This is a genomic window from Donghicola sp. (assembly GCF_025210255.1).
In the GTDB taxonomy this organism is placed as follows: Bacteria; Pseudomonadota; Alphaproteobacteria; order Rhodobacterales; family Rhodobacteraceae; genus Donghicola; species Donghicola eburneus.
This window is the reverse complement of record NZ_JAOARZ010000044.1, coordinates 92,102-108,347: the sequence shown is the minus strand read 5'-3', so window position 1 is coordinate 108,347 and position 16,246 is coordinate 92,102. Positions and strand designations below refer to the sequence as shown.

Annotated in this window: 15 protein-coding genes; 10 read left to right on the top strand and 5 right to left on the bottom strand. The window is 61.4% G+C overall.

Annotation, left to right across the window (positions count from 1 at the left end):
- Nucleotides 1-46 precede the first annotated feature (46 nt).
- Nucleotides 47-535 (top strand): Gmad2 immunoglobulin-like domain-containing protein, encoded by a 489-nt coding sequence (locus N4A58_RS20440; RefSeq protein WP_293713204.1) that lies wholly within the window; start codon nucleotides 47-49, stop codon nucleotides 533-535.
- Nucleotides 536-691: 156 nt separating this feature from the next.
- Nucleotides 692-2,338: a U32 family peptidase gene (locus N4A58_RS20435; protein ID WP_293713202.1), complete on the top strand. Its 1,647-nt coding sequence runs from the start codon at nucleotides 692-694 to the stop codon at nucleotides 2,336-2,338.
- Nucleotides 2,339-2,347: 9 nt separating this feature from the next.
- Here N4A58_RS20435 and N4A58_RS20430 read toward each other — a convergent pair whose 3' ends face one another.
- The 3 genes from N4A58_RS20430 to N4A58_RS20420 form a co-directional block, all read right to left on the bottom strand.
- A complete protein-coding gene (locus tag N4A58_RS20430) occupies nucleotides 2,348-3,739 on the bottom strand; it encodes a glutamine synthetase family protein (RefSeq protein WP_293713200.1) in 1,392 nt (463 codons plus the stop codon).
- Nucleotides 3,740-3,842: 103 nt separating this feature from the next.
- Nucleotides 3,843-4,325, bottom strand: a complete 483-nt coding sequence (locus N4A58_RS20425) for a CAP domain-containing protein (RefSeq protein WP_293713198.1) — start codon at nucleotides 4,323-4,325, stop codon at nucleotides 3,843-3,845.
- A 94-nt stretch (nucleotides 4,326-4,419) separates the two neighbouring features.
- On the bottom strand, nucleotides 4,420-5,361 hold the full coding sequence (locus N4A58_RS20420; RefSeq protein WP_293713196.1) for a methyltransferase domain-containing protein: 942 nt from the start codon (nucleotides 5,359-5,361) through the stop codon (nucleotides 4,420-4,422).
- A 251-nt stretch (nucleotides 5,362-5,612) separates the two neighbouring features.
- On the opposite strand from N4A58_RS20420, the gene N4A58_RS20415 reads away from it, so the two are divergent.
- Nucleotides 5,613-6,572 carry a GNAT family N-acetyltransferase gene (locus tag N4A58_RS20415; RefSeq protein ID WP_293713194.1) on the top strand — a complete coding sequence of 320 codons (960 nt, stop codon included), beginning with the start codon at nucleotides 5,613-5,615 and terminating at the stop codon, nucleotides 6,570-6,572.
- A 32-nt stretch (nucleotides 6,573-6,604) separates the two neighbouring features.
- Here the strand turns inward: N4A58_RS20415 and N4A58_RS20410 are convergent, their stop codons facing one another.
- The gene (locus N4A58_RS20410) at nucleotides 6,605-7,894 is read right to left on the bottom strand and encodes an FAD-binding oxidoreductase (RefSeq protein ID WP_293713192.1); all 1,290 of its coding nucleotides are present in this window, start codon (nucleotides 7,892-7,894) and stop codon (nucleotides 6,605-6,607) included.
- Nucleotides 7,895-7,906: 12 nt separating this feature from the next.
- Nucleotides 7,907-8,572 (bottom strand): haloacid dehalogenase type II, encoded by a 666-nt coding sequence (locus N4A58_RS20405; RefSeq protein ID WP_293713191.1) that lies wholly within the window; start codon nucleotides 8,570-8,572, stop codon nucleotides 7,907-7,909.
- 204 nt (nucleotides 8,573-8,776) lie between these two features.
- Here N4A58_RS20405 and N4A58_RS20400 point away from each other — a divergent pair, with 204 nt between their 5' ends.
- From N4A58_RS20400 to N4A58_RS20370, 7 genes are all read left to right on the top strand, one after another.
- Nucleotides 8,777-9,145, top strand: coding sequence for a cupin domain-containing protein (locus N4A58_RS20400; protein ID WP_293713189.1), 369 nt, complete (start codon nucleotides 8,777-8,779; stop codon nucleotides 9,143-9,145).
- A gap of 3 nt (nucleotides 9,146-9,148) precedes the next feature.
- Nucleotides 9,149-10,267 carry an acetylornithine deacetylase gene (argE, locus tag N4A58_RS20395; protein WP_293713187.1) on the top strand — a complete coding sequence of 373 codons (1,119 nt, stop codon included), beginning with the start codon at nucleotides 9,149-9,151 and terminating at the stop codon, nucleotides 10,265-10,267.
- A gap of 129 nt (nucleotides 10,268-10,396) precedes the next feature.
- The gene (locus N4A58_RS20390; protein WP_293713185.1) at nucleotides 10,397-11,230 is read left to right on the top strand and encodes a GNAT family N-acetyltransferase; all 834 of its coding nucleotides are present in this window, start codon (nucleotides 10,397-10,399) and stop codon (nucleotides 11,228-11,230) included.
- A gap of 15 nt (nucleotides 11,231-11,245) precedes the next feature.
- Entirely contained in the window at nucleotides 11,246-12,619 is a 1,374-nt protein-coding gene (locus tag N4A58_RS20385; protein ID WP_293713183.1) for an aspartate aminotransferase family protein, read from the top strand.
- Nucleotides 12,619-13,530: a glyoxylate/hydroxypyruvate reductase A gene (locus N4A58_RS20380; protein WP_293713181.1), complete on the top strand. Its 912-nt coding sequence runs from the start codon at nucleotides 12,619-12,621 to the stop codon at nucleotides 13,528-13,530. The genes N4A58_RS20385 and N4A58_RS20380 overlap by 1 nt, the downstream gene beginning before the upstream one ends.
- 288 nt (nucleotides 13,531-13,818) lie before the next feature.
- Complete coding sequence (locus N4A58_RS20375; protein ID WP_293713179.1) at nucleotides 13,819-14,550, top strand: HAD-IA family hydrolase; 732 nt, start codon at nucleotides 13,819-13,821, stop codon at nucleotides 14,548-14,550.
- Nucleotides 14,551-14,622: 72 nt separating this feature from the next.
- Nucleotides 14,623-16,242 carry an ABC transporter substrate-binding protein gene (locus tag N4A58_RS20370; protein ID WP_293713177.1) on the top strand — a complete coding sequence of 540 codons (1,620 nt, stop codon included), beginning with the start codon at nucleotides 14,623-14,625 and terminating at the stop codon, nucleotides 16,240-16,242.
- Nucleotides 16,243-16,246 lie beyond the last annotated feature (4 nt).

Sequence of the window (16,246 nt, the reverse complement as noted above, 5' to 3'; positions counted from 1 at the left end):
ACGCTTAAGTTGTGTATATTTTCCGGTTTTCCGAGGGGGAGTCCCGATGGTAGTGACGCTCGATATCCAGCAGCCCCAGCCCTATGATCTGGTTACAGATACAATCCTGATCGCGGGCATGGCTGCCGCGTTTGAGGGGACGATGACAGTGCGCCTGAGCGATGGACACGACGAGTTTTCGACCCATATTCAGGTCGGCTCCATGGGCTTGCGGCAGTTCCAAGGGGCGGTGACAGTCCCGCCCGATACAGCCTTTACCCTGAGCCGTGTGTTTCTGACCCTTGCTGATGACACGGGCAATGAAAACGGACCCAAGGTTACGATTCCGATCCTCTATGGCCCGCTTATCCTACCGGGTTATACGGGGTGGCAGCCCTATACAGTACAGCCCGGAGATACGCTGATCGGGGTGGCGCAGCGCATGTACGGCACGCCCGATTATGGCCCGATCTTCGCCGCCAATCAGGATATTCTCGACAATGCGAACGAGATTTATTCGGGCCAAGTCTTGCGGATTCCCCGTAACGACATTTGACCGCAGGGGCATGGGACTAAAGCGGCTGGTAACGGGACAGGCTTTTCGGTATAGGGCGGCCATCTCCTTTGATTTGGCCAACCCGTCCTCGTTGCGATCGTACCGGCGTTTTTCCGGTTTTCACGCGGTGGGGGCGATCAGCACGAGACTCTTGCTATGACCGACCGCCGTTCCGAACTCTTGATGCCCGCAGGATCGCTGGAGCGTCTGAAGGTCGCCGTCCTATATGGCGCTGACGCGGTCTATCTGGGCACGCCGGACATGTCCCTGCGGACCAAATCCAAATTTTCTTTGGAAGAGATCAAAGAAGGCGTCGCTTTTGCCCACCAGCACGGCGTGCGGGTGTATCTGACGCTGAACCTGTTTACCCACAACAAAGACATTCCCAAGCTAGCCGAGTATGTGGAAACGCTGAAAGACATCCAGCCCGATGGCGTGATCATCGCAGATCCGGGTGTGTTTCATTACGTCCGCAAACACGCGCCGGGCATCAACCTGCATATCTCGACCCAAGCGAACGTGTGTTCGTCCCTGACTGTGGATTTCTGGAAGGATCAGGGCGCCGAACTGGTAGTTCTGGCCCGCGAGGTGACCTTTGCCGAGATGGCAGAGATCCGCGAGAAGTGCCCAGACATCCGGCTGGAAAGCTTCGTTCACGGGGCGATGTGCATGACCTATTCGGGGCGCTGCCTGCTGTCGAACTTCATGGCAGAGCGGGGCGCGAACCAAGGGAACTGCGCCAACTCGTGCCGTTGGCAGTACAAGGTGCACCTGCGCCTCAAGGACGGCACCATCAAGGAACTGGAACTGGACGAGCACAACAGCAAGCTCTTCGAATGGGTGCTGGAAGAGGGCGCGCGTCCGGGCGAGCTGATGCCCATCGAAGAGGATATTCGCGGCTCGTACATCCTGAATTCCAAAGACATGTGCCTGATGCCCAAGCTGAACGATCTGCTGCGCATCGGCGTGGATAGCCTGAAGGTCGAAGGCCGGAACAAGAGCCCCTATTACGTGGCCACCGTGGCCCGAGCCTATCGCCGTGCCATCGACGACTACTATCGCGATCCCGAAGGCTGGCGGCCAGACGCGTACATGCGCGACCTAGAGGGCGCAGGCAGCCGCGGCTACACCATCGCCTTCCACGAGGGGCGCTTGCAGAATTACGCCCACAACTACGAACACACCAAGGCCATGGCCCCTTGGGAATACGCTGGCATCGTGCGCGAGGCCCGTGAGGATGGCTTGGTCCTAGAGGTCCGCAGCCGTCTGGACGCGGGCGATGTGATGGAATTCCTGCCGCCCGACAGCCGCGCTGAACCTGTACTGCTGCGGCTTTATGAATACACCACGATCAAGAGCCCCGAGAAGCCGGTCGAGAGTGTCTTTGGCAGCCGTCAGGACGTGATTTTCATCCCTTACAGCGCGTTCGACCACGAAGATCCCGAAACCGTCCGCCGGAACTTCCCCGCGTTTACCATCGTCCGCAAGGAGTCGATTCTGCTGGACGAAGACTGGCGCCGCCTGAAGCTGGACAAGACCGCGCAGCGCATCGAACTAGGCGAAACCGCCCGCGAAGGGGCGTACAAGTCTCAGGTCGGCAAACTGCAAGAAGCCATTGGTTCTGACACCATGGAGAAACGCGCCCGTACCTCGCGCAAGGGTGTCGAAGGCTGCTGCGGGCGTGGGTGCAATGGCTGCCTGATATTCTGGAATGACCCCGAGTACGCCAAGGCCCGCGAACTGCTAAAGCAGAAAAAGCACGGTGAAATGCTGGATCGCGACATGCGGGAGCCCTTGGCCTAAGGGCGCCTCTTAGATCGTGTGCAGATAGAGGTCGAAGTCCACATTGCTGATCGTCCGCGCCACGCGGGCGTATTCGGCGGCTTTGACCTCGGTAAAGGTGCGATGCATATCGGCGCCTAGGGCGGTTTTCAGGAACTCAGAGGCCTTGGCCGCGTCAATCGCCTCGCGCCAGTCGCGAGGGATATTCGCGCGGTCTTCGGTCTCGTAGGCGTTGCCTTTGGTCTGCGGGCCGGGATCGATCTGGTTGTCCAGCCCGTGCAGGATGCCCGCCAGAACGGTCGCCCCCACCAAATAGGGATTGGCGTCCACGCCTGCGGGACGATGCTCGATCCGGCGGGATTTCAGATCACCCTCGGGCACGCGCAGGGCCACGGATCGGTTGTTTACGCCCCAAGCAGTGTTCACGGGCGCATAGCTCTGGTTGGCAAAGCGGCGCCACGAATTCAGGTGCGGGGCAAAAACCAGCATGGACTCGCCCATGGTTTGCCGCAGCCCGCCAAGAGCATGAAGCAGCGTGTCGGTCCAACCCGCGCCAGCCTCTTCGGCAAAGATATTACGACCGGCTTCATCCTGCAGCGAGACGTGGAAATGCATCCCCGATCCGGGATGCTCCTCGATCGGTTTGGCCATGAAACACGCCGTGACCCCATGTGCTCGGGCTTGCTGCCTGACGATCCGTTTCAGGCGCACCAGATCATCGGCGGCCTGCATGATGTCTTTGCGGTAGTTCAGGGTCAGTTCGTACTGACCGGGCGCGAATTCAGAGATCACGGTTTCCGCATTGATCCCCGCCTTTTCAGCGCCCGCATAGATGTCGTTGAACAGGGGCAACATGCCTTGCAGGTGGTCCACGGAATAGACGTCTGTGCGGTAAGTCGGAGCGCGGCCGTCCAGCACATCGCTGGCGGGCTTTACCCGGCCATAGGCGTCCCGTTCGGTTGCTAGCAAAAAGAATTCCAGCTCGAATGCGCCCGCCGGTTTCAGACCGCGCGCGGCAAAGGCATCGACCTGCCGCTGCATCGCGTGGCGCGGGTCCGATCCCATCGGACGGCCATCAAGTTCGTACATCGACAGCAGCACCTCGGCGCGGGAGGGCTGGCTGTTGTGCAGCAGCTTCAGCGATCCGGGGATGGGCCAGGCGCGCAAGTCACCGTCGCCGTGATCCCAGCATAGGCCCGTTTCGTGCACGTCCTCGCTGCAGATATCCAGACCAAGGATCGAGATCGGGATATGCCGACCCGATTTGTACAGAGCCAGCAGTTCGTGCCGCCGGATGATCTTGCCGCGTCCGATCCCGTTGGAGTCGTGCAGCACGATATCGACCGCTTCGACCTCTGGGTGAGCGTCCAGGAAATCTTCGGCTTCAGTCAGGGTCGCGCCGGAAGGGCAGGGCTGGGTCATGAGAGGTCCCGCTTGATCAATGGAATACAGCGCACATTTGCCCGCTACGGGATTTGATCAAATAGAAAACGGGACCGATTGAAAAGCGCGAAATGCGGGGCCGTCAGCGATCAGAGAAAATGGTGACGTAGTAGTAAGGCCGCGCCGATCCAACGCCAATTTTTTCGAACTTCCGGTCCAAAATGTTGTTCCGGTGCAGGCGCGAATTCATCCAATCCGCCACCGTGTAACTTGGGTCCTGCCGACCGTAAGAGATGTTTTCCCCATGTTTGCTGTCATCGTAGCCCGCGGCAGCCATACGCTGTTCGTAGGTCAGGCCGCCCGGTACATCGTGGCTGAAAAAGTCGTTCCGAACCATGAGTTCCGCATGTTCCCGGGCAATCTCTGATAGGTGCAGATCTGGAGCCAGGGCGGCGCGCCCGACCTTGGCCCGCTCTGCGTTAATCAAGGCAATGATTTGGGCGTCATTGCTGGCAGAAGCGACGGGCGCCGCGACTTCAGGCGCGGTTTCGCTTGGCAATGGCGGGGTTGCGACACAGGCAGAGAGCGAGATTGCGGCCAAAGCGCAGAGGGCAAAGCGAAACATAGAGACACCTTCGGGACGGAGCAGACCGCGCCACTATACACGGCCTGCTCGCCCTTGGGGTGTAAAGCCTGCGCGTCCGGCAGCTTTCTGCCTGTTAGGCCGGGATGCCCGCGTGGCCCCCGTCGATTTGTTCAGCCGATGGCGCAGGACCGCGCTTGACCGCATGAACGACCAGAGCCCAGACCGGCGCACCGCGATCTTCGCGCAGCACAGCGCGGGTAATGCGGCTGTCGAAGCCTGCCTGATCTAGCAGATCCTGTAGGGCGTGTGCACTGTGCGCGTAGCGGCAAGTGTCGCGCAGAACGTAAGCCTCTGGGCCGGTATGCTCTTCGACGGTAAAGACGAACTGGCCGCCACTTTCCAAAGCCAGAGCCACCCAGCCGATGATCTTCTCTAGCGCTCCGAGATAGATAAAGACATCTGCAGCGGTGATCACCTGCCAACGCTCTCGGGGCGGGGACAGGCGGTTCAGGTCGCGTTTGCCCAGATGCTCGTAAATGCCCTTGGCCTCGGCGGCGCGCAGCATCTCGGTGGAAATATCCCAGCCTGTGAGTGTGGTGCAGAGGGGGCGCAGCGCTTCGCCCATCAGACCGGTGCCACATCCCAAATCCAGGGCGGCGCCAATGGGGGCCTGAAGCTGCTCGGCCATCAGTTGTGGGGCGCAATAGGCCAACCCCTCGACCAGCGCGGTCTCGAACCGCGGCGCGTATTGATCAAACAAGGCTTCGACAAAGGCAGGTGGCATAGCATCCGTCATTGATCGCTCGCGCAGCATATCCAGACGCAAGCTGGCCCCAAGCCGGTCGGTTGGATCAGTGGCAAGCGCAGCTTCGAACGCTTGATCTGCGTCGGGCAGGTCAAATTTTGCCCGAATGTCACCGAGCCGGTACCATCCGGCCGTCCATGTGGGGGCCAACTCTAAAGCCTGCGCATAGAGATCGGCAGCGGCCGCAGGGTCACCGGGCAAGAGCGCTTCGGCATAATCGGCACGGCGATCAGCAATCAGATCGCCAGAAGACATCAAAACGGGAATCATCGAAGGTTCGGAAATAGTACGGAGCACAGCGTCCGCGATCGCGCATTTACGCCTGATTTTTCCCGCGTCAAGCTGGCATAACGGACAGCGGCCCGGGCGGCTGCCCAATCCGCAGCGGCATAATCTGTCGGAGCGCGCAGGTATTCGGTAGAAAACGCCTCTGGAACCGCGCCATATTGGCAAAGCCCATCAACGGGTGGCCACCGACGGCCCCCGTGACACGAACCAAAAGACGGATACGAAGATCAATGATGCCCGCAACGGACTCGCGTCCCGCCAGCCCCGTGACCCCCTCGGCAGAGCGTCAGGCGGCCTTCATGGCTGGGGCACCTTTGCCCGAAGAGGCTGAGCTGGTGCTCGACACGTTCTCTGCGGTGGTCGAACCGGTGGATCGGTCGCGCGTCGGGCTGCTGCACGAGCTGTCAGTCGGCGTGTTCTGGCCCCATCGCCCCCGCGATCTGGAGCTTTTTGTCGATCTGGGCCAAGGTTATATCGCACTGGACGCGATCGGACGCCCGTTGGGCTCTTCGATGTATTTCCCTGTCGCAGATAATTTCGCGATGCTTGGAATGATGGTCACCACACCGCGATTACAATCGCTTGGGGCGGGGCGCCGCTTGCTTCAACACATCATGCAGGACTGTGCAGGACGCGATCTGCGGCTTAGTGCGACGCGTTCGGGCTATCGGCTCTATGTGGCGGCGGGGTTTGACCCTGTTGGTCTGATTTGGCAGCACCAAGGGATCGCCCGCCCGTTCCGCGCGCCAGAGCCGTTTTCTGGCCTGACCATTCGCCCATTGGAACCAGAGGATCACGCCGCGCTAATGGCGCTGGACGCCCACGCCTACGGCGCAACGCGGACCAAAGTGATCGATGCCCTGCTGGCCGTTTCCAGCGGCGTCGTGGCCGAGCGGGGCGGCGCTGTTTGCGGCTACGCGCTCCGCCGGAGCTTTGGCAAGGGCGAGTTGATCGGGCCTGTCGTCGCCGAAGATGACGCGACTGCCATGCGACTTGTTGCGCCTTTGATCCAAGCCTGCGAGGGCAAGTTCACCCGCATGGACACCCCGCAACAAAGCGAGCCGTTCAAAGCGTTTCTTGCGGCGGCGGGGCTCGGTGTGTTCGACACCGTGACAGAGATGTATCTGGGCCGCCAGCGCCGCGCCGAAGAGGGGCCGCTGACCTACGGGCTCGCGGCGCATTCGCTGGGGTAGCTGAAAAAGGGGCCATAGCGGCCCCTTACGTTTCAGCTCAAGCGGTCTTTCAGCCCGAAATACATACCAACCAGAGGCAGGAACCACGGCTTACCGCTGTGCATCGGGATTTTGGGCCAGTCCATGCCCGCCAGCGGGTTGGTGTCCGTCCGCCCCATCGCCAGATCGGCCAGAGATTGACCCAGTAGGGTCGACATCTGCGCCCCGTGGCCGGAATAGCCCATGCCAAAGATCATGCCGTCGGCTTCGCCAGCGCGGGGATAGCGGTCTTGGGTCATGCCGACGAGGCCGCCCCAGCAGTAATCAATCCGGATGTCCTTGAGATGCGGGAACAGGCGCTCCATGCTGGCGCGTAGGATTTCGCCCGACTTGGCATCCGATTGCTGGTCCGACGTCGCCGAGAAGCGTGCCCGCCCGCCAAAGATCAGCCGGTTGTCCGGCGACAGGCGGAAGTAGTTCCCGATATTCATCGAGGTCACATAGGTGCGGTTCCCGGGCACGGTCTGCGCGATCTCTTGCGCGGTCAGGGGACGGGTGGCGATGATAAACGACCCGACCGAGATGATGCGGCGGCGGAAATAGCCCAAGGGCGATCCCTGCACCCGCCCGCCATAGGCCCCCGTGGCGGCGATCACGCGGTCAGCCTCGATGGTGCCCTTGGGTGTGCTCAGTCGCCATCCGGTCGCGGTTTTGTCCCGCGCGGTGACCGGCGCGTTCTCCCAAATATGCGCGCCGTGACGGGCCGCAGCCGTTCCCAGACCCTGCACATATTTGCCCATATGCATCATCGCGGACTTCTCGTAGAGCATTCCGCCGTAAAAGGCTTCGCCGCCCACTTCGCCTGCCAGATCGGATTTCGACAGCCAGCGGGTGTCGGGATCGACCTCGCGGTGGATCAGCTCGAAATTGGCCTTCAGCCCATCCAAGTGCGAGGGCTTTGAGGCCAGCTTCAGCTTGCCAGAGCGCCGGAAATCGCAGTCGATCGCTTCTTCGCGGATCACATCCTCGATCATGTCGATGGAGCGGTCATAGGCATGGTACAGCCTGTGCGCCTGTTCGGCCCCCAGATGCGCCTTGGCCTCGGCATATCCGTGGGCGACCCCGTTGTTCAGGTGCCCACCATTCCGCCCCGAGCCGCCAGCGCCCACATGGTCGGCTTCCAGAACAGCGACGCTGACCCCTTCGCGGGCCAGCTTGCGGGCGGCACTCAGGCCAGTGAAGCCTGCGCCGATGATCGCCACATCGACCTTGCCTTCGACGGGGCCCTGCATCGCGGCGGCAAAGGGCGCCGCCGTGTCATGCCAATAGGACATGTATTTCATAGCGGCCTCCGCTCACAGGCCCACAACGGCGGGCAGTTCGGATATATCCTTGATCTCGGTGTAGCCATAATAGGAGTTCGCGGGCTCGTGGCCGCGGTTCACCCAGACCTTGTTCTTGATACCCATGTCGTGGGCGGTCATCAGATCGTAGCGAAAGCTGGAAGAGACGTGCAGAATATCCTCTGGTCCGCAGCCCAGTTGATCCAGCATGTATTCGAACGCCTTCATTTGCGGCTTGTAGGCACCAGCGCTTTCGGCCGTAAATACATGCGCAATCGGAGCACCGAGTTTCGCAATATTATGCGGGATCTGCGCATTCATCGAGTTGGTCAGTGCCACCAGCGGAATTTCTGGCGCGATCTTGGCGAGACCGGCGGGCACATCCGCATGAGGGCCCCAAGTCGGCACGCGGTTATAGATATCCTCTGCCACAGCAGGATCAAAGGCGATGCCGTTCCGTTTGCAGGTCCGCTCCAGCGCGTTGTGCACGATCTCGGCATAGGGTTTCCACGCGCCGAGCACCTCGTCGAGACGGTAAGCCGAGAAATCGGCGATGAATGTGTCCATCTGCGCAGGCGTCAGCATCGCGCTGTAATGATCGCGTGCTGCGCCGGCCATATCGAACAGGATCATAGTGCCGTGGCAGTCAAAGGTGATGAATTTGGGGCGGAAGGTCATGTCAGCGGTCCTTGGACGTTCTCTGGATGCTGTCAGTCTGGCGCGGGCGGCTAGGCACAGTGCGCCGCGTTTGCCCGTTTCGCGGCATGAAATTCCGTATCCCCGAGGGTCGACGGCACGGGATGCCGCCAAGGGGCGATGTTCGGTGACTGGCGCGGGGGCGGGCAGGGCACGTTGGTGGCAGACCAATGGAATGGACCTGACATGACCAAACTCTTGCCCGTAAACACCGCGCCGACCTTTGACCCCGTGCACGCGACGGCGGCGCCCGACCGCCTGATCGACGGCAATCCCGCCTATCAAACATGGGAGCTGGATGCCGCCATCGCCGAAGCCTCTAAGTGGGGTAAAATCCGCACTGGCATCTGGGAGTCGACACCCGGCAAGACCATCTCGATGAAGGGCGAAACCTTTGAATTCTGTCACATTCTGTCCGGAAAGTGTGTGATCACCGAGGATGGTGGCGCGGCGCATACCTTTAACGCGGGTGACAGCTTTATCATGAAGCCCGGCTTTGTCGGAACATGGGAAACGCTGGAAACCCTGCGCAAAATCTTTGTGATCGCGTCCTGAGCCATGGCGGATCGGTACACCCCCGAGCAGATGCTGGAACGCCTGGTTGGTTTCCCGACGGTCGTAGGGCAGGGCAACGGCGCGCTGATGGAGTTTGTCAGCGACTACCTGACCGGCCACGGCATCCCGCATCATCTGCTGCAAGGCCCCGAGGGCGACCGGTATAATCTGCTGGCCACCATCGGCGATCCTGCGGTGCCGGGGTACATTCTGTCGGGCCACGTGGATGTGGTCCCTGCGGGCGAACCCGAATGGCTAGCCGATCCGTTCACCCTGCGCCGCGACGGCGATCGCCTGATCGGGCGCGGGGCCTGCGATATGAAGGGCTACGTCGCTGCCGTTTTGGCGATGGCCCCCGATCTGGCCGCGATGCCCCTGACCGCGCCCATCCACATCGCCCTGTCCTATGACGAAGAGGCAGGGTGCAAAGGCGTGCCGCACCTGATTGCCGCACTGCCAGACCTGATCGCTCCGCCCTTGGGCTGCTTTGTCGGCGAGCCGTCGGGCATGACCCCCGTTCTGGCGCACAAAGGCAAAGCCGCCCTGCGCCTGACGGCCAAAGGGATCTCCGGCCACAGCTCCCGCCCTGATCTGGGGGCGAACGCGATCCATGCCCTGCTGCCGGTTTTGCTGGCGGCGGCAACACAGGCAGACGTGCTGAAATCCGGCGACACGGACGAGCGGTTTGCGCCGCCCTATTCATCCCTGCAAATCGGCACGGTGGCGGGCGGCCAAGCCGTCAACATCATTCCCGACCACGTCACGGCTCAGATCGAGGCCCGCGCCATCGCTGGTGTCGATCCCGAGGCATTGCTGGCGCCGATCCTTGCGGCCTGCGGGCCGTCTGTTGGCGCCGAAATCATATCCTCCTATCCCGCCTTGACCTTGGCGTCAGATGCGCCCTTGGCCCAGATCGCGGAACAAATTTCGGGGAATTTCCCAATCGGCGCAGTGAGTTATGGCACCGAAGCAGGCCTTTTCCAGAAAGCGGGCATCCCCTCTGTGATCTGCGGGCCGGGCGACATTTCCCGCGCGCACAAGCCCGAGGAATACCTCACGACCCAAGAACTGCATGCCGCAGCGCAAATGGTACTGGCATTGGGCCGATACCTGTCCGATTAACCCCTCGGGCTGACAGCATTTTCTGCGGCGGAGTAGGGCCCTGCCAGTCCAAACTGCCGCGCTGCCACAGCATCAAACGGATCATGCCGCGGGCGTTCTCCTAATCTGGCCATGAACAGAATGGACCCGATGACGATGGACACCCTGAACACCCCTTCGCCGCAGCAGATCACCTTGGCCCCCTTTGGCCCCGAGCATATCGCGGGGGCCCTACGCCTGTCCCAGCAGGCCGGCTGGCCCCACCGCTTCGAGGATTGGGCCCTGACCCTGACCACCGCCCAAGGGGTTGTGGCGCTGGATGGGGACCAAATCGTCGGCACCGCCTTGTGTTCCGACTTTGGCGACGTGGCGACCCTGAACATGATCATCGTGGACGAGGCCTGCCGTGGCCGCGGCCTTGGTCGCCGCCTGATGGACGCGATTATGGCGCTTGGGCAGGGGAAAACCCTGCGGCTGGTGGCGACCAAAGACGGCCTGCCGCTCTATGAAAAGCTGGGGTTCGTCGCCCACGGCCAGATCCACCAGTACCAAGGCATTGCGCAGGCCCACGCCCCCGAACAGACCGTCAAAAAGGGCAAGGCCGACCTGCACGACCTGACCAAAATCGACCAAACGGCCTCTGGCATGTCGCGCTATCAACTGCTGGAGGAAATCGCCAGCACCGGCACTGTCCTGACCACCGCTGGCGGCTTTGCCATGCTGCGCGACTTCGGACGGGGCATGGTCGTTGGCCCCGTGGTAGCCGAGGATGCCATCGCCGCTCGCGCCCTGATCGACGCCGCCGCAACCCAAGCCAAAGGCAAATTCCTGCGGATCGACCTGACCTCGGACGCCCTTGGCGGGCACATGGAAACGCTCGGCCTGACCCATGTGGGCGGCGGCACGGCCATGCAGATGCCCGCCCACGTGCCTCATCCCACCCCTTTCAAAACCTTCGCCCTCGTGTCTCAGGCACTCGGCTAATTCCGGAGCAAAATTATGCTGACCAATTCCCTTGTCGAGCTGGACCGCCAGCACCTGATCCACCCTGTGTCTTCCTTTCAAGGTCACGAAGCACGCGGCGTCCGCGTCCTGACCTCGGCCAAAGGCGCACGCGTCACCGATGCCGAAGGGCGCGAGTTGATCGACGGTTTCGCGGGCCTGTGGTGTGTGAACGCGGGCTACGGCCAAGAATCCGTGATCGAGGCCGCGACGGGCCAAATGCGCCGCTTGCCCTATGCCACGGGGTACTTTGACCTGGGGGCCGAGGCGCCGATCAAACTGGCCGCTGCGCTGGCCGAACGGGCGCCAGGTGATCTGAACCATGTCTACTTTACCCTTGGCGGGTCGGACGCAGTGGACAGCACCATCCGCTTTGTCCGCTACTACTGGCATGCCAAAGGCCAGCCCGAGCGCGACCAGTTCATCTCGGTCGAGAACGGCTATCACGGCTCGTCTTCGTTGGGGGCCGGTCTGACTGCGCTGAGCGCGTTTCATGACGGCTTTGGCTTGCCCTATCCGTGGCAGCATAAAATTTCGTCGCACTATGTGTATCGCAACCCCGTTGGCACCGATCCGCAGGCGATCATCGACGCCTCGGTCGCGGAATTACGGGCCAAGATCGAAGCCATCGGGGCGGACAAAGTCGCAGCCTTCTACGTAGAACCGATCCAAGGCTCGGGCGGCGTTCTGGTCCCGCCCAAGGGCTGGATCAAAGCCATGCGCGACGTCTGCACCGAATATGGCGTGCTGTTCATCGCCGACGAGGTGATCACCGGTTTCGGCCGCACCGGCCCGCTGTTTGCCTGCGCCGAAGAGGGCATCGTCCCCGACCTGATGACCACCGCCAAGGGCCTGACCTCTGGCTATGTGCCGATGGGCGCGGTGTTCATGTCGGACCACGTCTACCAGACCCTCAGCGACGGGGCAGGAGCCAAGGCGATCGGCCACGGCTTCACCTACTCTGGCCACCCTGTCTCGGCTGCTGTGGGGCTAGAGGTTCTGGCGCTGTACGAAGGCGGCCTATTGGAGAATGGCGAGAAGATGGGCGCGCGTCTGATGGCCGGCCTGAACGGCCTGATGGATCACCCACTGGTCGGTGATGTGCGCGGCCGCGGGATGCTGGCCGCTGTGGAGCTGGTCACCGACAAAGAAGCCAAGACACCGCTGCCCGCCAGCGTCCAGCCTGCCACGCGTCTCTTTGACCGCGCATGGGAGCATGGGCTGATCGTGCGCTCGTTCGCCCAAGGCATCTTCGGCTATGCGCCGCCGCTCTGCTGCAGCGAAGAGGAAATCGATATGATCATCGAACGTACCCGCAAAGTGCTGGACCTGACCCTAGAAGATCCCGAAGTCCGCGAGGCACTGCGCTAATGGCGCTGCTTTACATCTCTTTGCCAGACCGCGCCGCGGTTTGGCAGCCCATCTTCGACGCTGCGGGCGTACCGATGATTATCGGCGAAGAGGCTGTCACCGACCCCGCCGAAGTCATTTATATCGCCTGTTGGCAGCCCCCCGCCGACCTGAGCATTTATCCCAACCTAAAGGCTGTGATCTGCGTGGCGGCTGGCGTGGATCACATGCCCCCGATGCCAGAGGGCGTTGTGCTGACGCGGACCATCGCGAGCAGCATCGCCCCCATGGTGCGCGATTGGGTGGTCATGGCAACGCTCATGCTGCACCGCCAGATGCCCGCCTACATAGAGCAAGCGAAGACGGGAATATGGAAATCCCAGGGCATCCAATCCAGTCAGAGCCGCCGAGTGGGGATCATGGGCATGGGGCGGATTGGTGCCTTGACTGCGCAGACGCTGTCGAGCCTCGGGTTTGATGTCGCGGGTTGGAGCCGCTCGGGGACCCCTGTGGACGGTATTGAGGTGTACGGCGCAGTGGATCTGCCTGCTTTCTTGCAGCGCACCGATTTGCTGGTCTGCCTGCTGCCCCTGACCAAGGAAACGCGCGGTATTCTAGGACAGGATGTGTTCAATCAACTGCCCCAAGGCGCAATGCTGGCTCACGCGGGGCGGGGCAGCCAACTGGATATGAAAGCGCTGAAATTGGCGCTCGACTCCGGTCAAATCCATAGCGTGATGATGGATGTGACCAATCCAGAACCCTTGCCCGCTGACCATTGGGCTTGGACTGATCCGCGCGTGATTATCACCCCCCACGTGGGCTCTGTCACCGATTATGCCGAGGGTGCAGAACACGCGCTCAACGTGATCCGCGCGCTTCGCTCGGGCGAGGATATCCCTGGTTTGGTGGACCAATCGCGGGGCTACTAAGACGCCTTTTCGGGCCGCGGTGCGAAATGCCGCGTCCTGCGCCAGTTCAGCAGAATATGCCGCCACCCCACACATTTTAAGCGTTTTGCCTGCGGGGTTTGGGGCCAAGTTGACTGTAACAGGGAAACGACAGATCGCCCTATCGGTCAACAAAACAAGGGACGCGCGCAGGAAACACAGCCGCAACGCGCCCCTCAGACAGACAGAACCTTCTGCTGTTTGCCCCACGTTTCTCAGCATCTTATCCGGCGCCCTTGGGCGCACTCGACAACATAAGGACCGCCGAAAATGGCAACCACAACTGCCGTGAAACCTCTGACCGCTTTCAGCTACCTGACCTTTGACGTGGTCGGCACCCTGATCGACTTCGAAGGCGCGATCAAAGACGCCCTTGCCAGCATAGCCGAAAAAGAAGGCGTCGACATTGACGGAGAGGCCGCGCTGGCCGTTTACCGCGACGCCCGATACGAGCCCGGTGCGGGCCTGTTCCCCGACGACCTTGGCCGCTGCTATGGCCGGATCGCCGAAACCTTCGGTCTGCCCGACACCCCCGAGTACCGTCAGTTCATGGTCGATAGCGTGGGCGATGCTAAACCGTTCCCCGACAGCGCCGCCGCCATGGCCAAGCTGAAGCAGCACTACAAGCTGGTCGCAATGACCAACGCGCAGCGCTGGGCCTTTGACAAATACGCCGAGAAGCTGGGGCAGCCTTTCTATGCCGGTTTCACCACCGATGACACCAAAACCGAGAAGCCTGATCCGGCCTATTTCCACCACGTCTTTGCGTGGGTCGAAACCGATGGCGGCTCCAAATCCGACATCCTGCACACCGCGCAAAGCCAGTACCACGACATCGGCATCTCTCGCGAACTGGGCATGACCAACGCATGGATCCAGCGCCGCCACGCGCAGAACGGTTACGGCGGCACCATCGAGCCCAAAGAATTCACCGAACCCGATTACCACTTCCACTCACTTATGGAACTGGCCGAGGCCGCAGAAACCGTCTTCGGCAAATAAGATCAACGGCTTATGCGGCGACAAGATCGCAAGGCCGTCTTCCTCTCCAACAGAACAACAGGGAATACAAACATGACCAAGAACACACCAAACAACTGGTCCAGACGCGACGACGCACTGGTCGAAGGGATGATCCGCCGCGGTGCCTCGCGCCGTGAACTGCTCAAGATGCTAATGGCGTCGGGCGTTGGCATGGCCGTTGGTGGCTCGCTGCTGACCCGCGCGACCCAAGCGGTTGCCGCGACCCCCGTCTTTGGCGGCAGCATCAAGGCGGCTGGCTGGTCGTCCTCGACCGCGGATACCCTTGATCCGGCCAAGGCGTCGCTCTCGACCGACTACGTGCGCTGCTGTTCCTTCTACAACCGCCTGACCTTCCTTGCCGAAGGCGGCGTGACCGAGATGGAACTGGCCGAGAGCCTCTCGACCGACGACGCGCAGACTTGGGAAATCAAGTTGAAGTCCGGAGTTGAATTCCACGATGGCTCGACCCTGACCGCCGATGACGTTGTGTTCTCTTTGAAACGCCATTTGGACGAAGCGGTTGGGTCCAAAGTGAACTCGATCGCCAAGCAGATGACCGAGATCACCAAGCTGGACGACACCACTGTCAAGGTCGTGCTGGCCGCGCCCAACGCCGACCTGCCCACCATTCTGGCGCTGCACCACTTCATGATCATTAAGGACGGCACCACCGATTTCACCACCGCCAACGGCACCGGTCCCTTCATCTGCGAGGTGTTCGAACCCGGCGTACGCTCGGTTGCGGTGAAAAACCCCAATTACTTCAAGGGCAACACGGTCTATCTGGACAGCTACGAATACTTTGCGATCCCCGACAACAACGCTCGCGTGAACGCGCTCTTGTCCGGTGATATTCAGGTGGCGGCTGCCGTGAACGCACGTTCGCTGCGGATGCTCGAAGGTCAGCCTTCGGTTGCGACCTCGATCACCACCTCGGGCAACTACACCAACCTGAACATCCGCAAGGATCTGGACCCCGGCATGAAAGAGGGCTTCATCGAAGGCATGAAGTACCTGATCAACCGCGAAGCCATCCAGAAATCGGTGTTCCGCGGTCTGGCCGAAATCGGCAACGACCAGCCCGTGTCGGCCGCGAACAAGTACCACAACCCCAACATCGCGCCCAAAGCCTATGACCCCGAGCAGGCAAAGTTCTACTTTGAAAAGGCCGGCCTGATGGGCACCGAGGTTCCGATCGTGGCGTCCGATGCGGCGACCTCTTCGGTGGATATGGCGATGATCGTCCAGCAGGCAGGCGCCGAGATCGGTATGAACCTCAAGGTCGATCGCGTGCCCTCTGATGGCTACTGGTCGAACTACTGGCTGAAGGCGCCCGTGCACTTCGGCAACATCAACCCGCGCCCCACACCGGACATCCTGTTCTCGCTGCTCTACACCTCGGACGCCCCTTGGAACGAGAGCCAGTACAAGTCGGACAAGTTCGACTCCATGCTGGTCGAAGCGCGCGGCGCACTGGACGAAGACAAGCGGACCTCGATCTACTGGGACATGCAGGAGATGGTCGCAAACGAGGCAGGCACCATCATTCCCGCCTACATTTCGAACGTCGATGCGATCTCTTCGAACCTCAAGGGTCTGGCTCCGAACCCCCTGGGCGGCCAGATGGGCTATGCCTTTGCCGAGTACGTCTGGCTCGACGGTGCCGCCTAAGGCC

Coding starts and splice junctions, on each gene's coding strand:
- N4A58_RS20440 (WP_293713204.1), top strand. CDS start 47: ATGGTAGTGACGCTCGATATCCAGCAGCCCCAGCCCTATGATCTGGTT.
- N4A58_RS20435 (WP_293713202.1), top strand. CDS start 692: ATGACCGACCGCCGTTCCGAACTCTTGATGCCCGCAGGATCGCTGGAG.
- N4A58_RS20430 (WP_293713200.1), bottom strand. CDS start 3,739: ATGACCCAGCCCTGCCCTTCCGGCGCGACCCTGACTGAAGCCGAAGAT.
- N4A58_RS20425 (WP_293713198.1), bottom strand. CDS start 4,325: ATGTTTCGCTTTGCCCTCTGCGCTTTGGCCGCAATCTCGCTCTCTGCC.
- N4A58_RS20420 (WP_293713196.1), bottom strand. CDS start 5,361: ATGATTCCCGTTTTGATGTCTTCTGGCGATCTGATTGCTGATCGCCGT.
- N4A58_RS20415 (WP_293713194.1), top strand. CDS start 5,613: ATGCCCGCAACGGACTCGCGTCCCGCCAGCCCCGTGACCCCCTCGGCA.
- N4A58_RS20410 (WP_293713192.1), bottom strand. CDS start 7,894: ATGAAATACATGTCCTATTGGCATGACACGGCGGCGCCCTTTGCCGCC.
- N4A58_RS20405 (WP_293713191.1), bottom strand. CDS start 8,572: ATGACCTTCCGCCCCAAATTCATCACCTTTGACTGCCACGGCACTATG.
- N4A58_RS20400 (WP_293713189.1), top strand. CDS start 8,777: ATGACCAAACTCTTGCCCGTAAACACCGCGCCGACCTTTGACCCCGTG.
- argE (WP_293713187.1), top strand. CDS start 9,149: ATGGCGGATCGGTACACCCCCGAGCAGATGCTGGAACGCCTGGTTGGT.
- N4A58_RS20390 (WP_293713185.1), top strand. CDS start 10,397: ATGACGATGGACACCCTGAACACCCCTTCGCCGCAGCAGATCACCTTG.
- N4A58_RS20385 (WP_293713183.1), top strand. CDS start 11,246: ATGCTGACCAATTCCCTTGTCGAGCTGGACCGCCAGCACCTGATCCAC.
- N4A58_RS20380 (WP_293713181.1), top strand. CDS start 12,619: ATGGCGCTGCTTTACATCTCTTTGCCAGACCGCGCCGCGGTTTGGCAG.
- N4A58_RS20375 (WP_293713179.1), top strand. CDS start 13,819: ATGGCAACCACAACTGCCGTGAAACCTCTGACCGCTTTCAGCTACCTG.
- N4A58_RS20370 (WP_293713177.1), top strand. CDS start 14,623: ATGACCAAGAACACACCAAACAACTGGTCCAGACGCGACGACGCACTG.